General features: G+C 57.4%; 3 protein-coding genes. All 3 read left to right on the forward strand.

The window, feature by feature from the left end; all coding sequences use genetic code 11:
* Window positions 1-278 (forward strand): PaaI family thioesterase (locus A3754_RS00655; RefSeq protein WP_063518571.1); only part of this gene is annotated, 278 nt, incomplete at its 5' end.
* Between the two features lie 36 nt (window positions 279-314).
* A complete protein-coding gene (locus tag A3754_RS00660; RefSeq protein ID WP_063518572.1) occupies window positions 315-851 on the forward strand; it encodes an AAA family ATPase in 537 nt (178 codons plus the stop codon).
* Between the two features lie 29 nt (window positions 852-880).
* Window positions 881-1,279: nitronate monooxygenase family protein (locus A3754_RS00665; RefSeq protein WP_197468342.1), on the forward strand; the 399-nt coding region annotated here is incomplete at its 3' end.

The following is a 1,279-nucleotide window of genomic DNA, read 5'->3' on the forward strand; positions in this document are numbered from 1 at the left end:
AGCATGGCTTTGTCCACGGCGGTGTTGTCAGCTATCTGGCAGACAATGCACTTACCTATGCCGGGGGCTCCGTACTGGGTGACTCTGTCACCTCCGAATACAAGATCAACTATCTGCGCCCGGCACTGGGAGAACGACTAACCGCCCGCGCCACCGTGCTTTCCAGTGGCAAGAGACAGGCCGTCTGCCAGTGCGAAGTGATCGCCCTCAATAACGGCGAAGAACGGCTCGTCGCGGTAGCCCAAGGCACCATCAGCAAAGTAGACACAAAGAGCTGATACCCAGGCTGAAATCCGACAGTCATGCGCAAACAAATGACAACACCCATGGTGCTGACCGGGGGACCCGGCTCTGGCAAGACTGCGGTCATCGAGCATATTGCCAGCCTGGGTTTTCACTGTTCCGAGGAAGTCGGCCGCCAAGTGATTCAATCGCAGGTTGAACAGGGCGGGAAGGCTGTTCCCTGGCTGGACAAGGTCGCCTTTCGTAACCAAATGCTGTCGGCTGAGCTAACCCATCATGCCCATTTTGCAGACCATGAGGAGACGGTCTTTTTTGACCGGGGGCTGGTCGATATCTATGGTTACTCCCTCCTTGAAAGCCTGCCTGTTCCCAGATCCTTGATTGAGGCCTGTGAAAAGTATCGATACCACAACCCTGTCTTCCTCTTCCCTCCCTGGGACGCTATCTTTACCAACGACAAGGAACGCAAACAGTCGTTTGCTGAAGCCGTCGCTACCTTTGAAATCATGCAGACCGCCTATCGGCATTTCGGCTACACACTGGTTGAAGTCCCCAGAGCCCCGGTTAACGACCGGGCCGCATTTATACTGGATCTTGTGATTCGCTGACCCTTTTTCCTGCCGACCTGGAATGCCTTATGCGATCTCTGTTCAACACCTCTCTACCACTGATTCAGGCGCCCATGGCCGGGGTGCAAGACTGGCGTCTGGCCGCGGCAGTGTGTGAGGCCGGAGGGCTGGGATCCGTGCCCGCCGGGATGCTCGATGCCGCTGGTCTGGAGCAGCAGCTGACGCAACTGAGCGCCGCCACCAACAATCCCTGGAACGTGAATTTTTTCTGCCACGATTCCCCGGCGTCCAACCCGGAAGGCGAACAACGCTGGGTAGCAACCCTGCGCCCTTACTATGACGAGTTCAGCGCCGATCCATCAGCGATTCCCGAAGGCCCTTCGCGCAAGCCGTTTGATGCCGATTGCGCGGCAGTGCTGGCACAATTCCAGCCTGCGGTGGTGAGCTTTCATTACGGCTTGCCGGAG

The sequence above is a fragment of the Alcanivorax sp. HI0083 genome, from assembly GCF_001635175.1.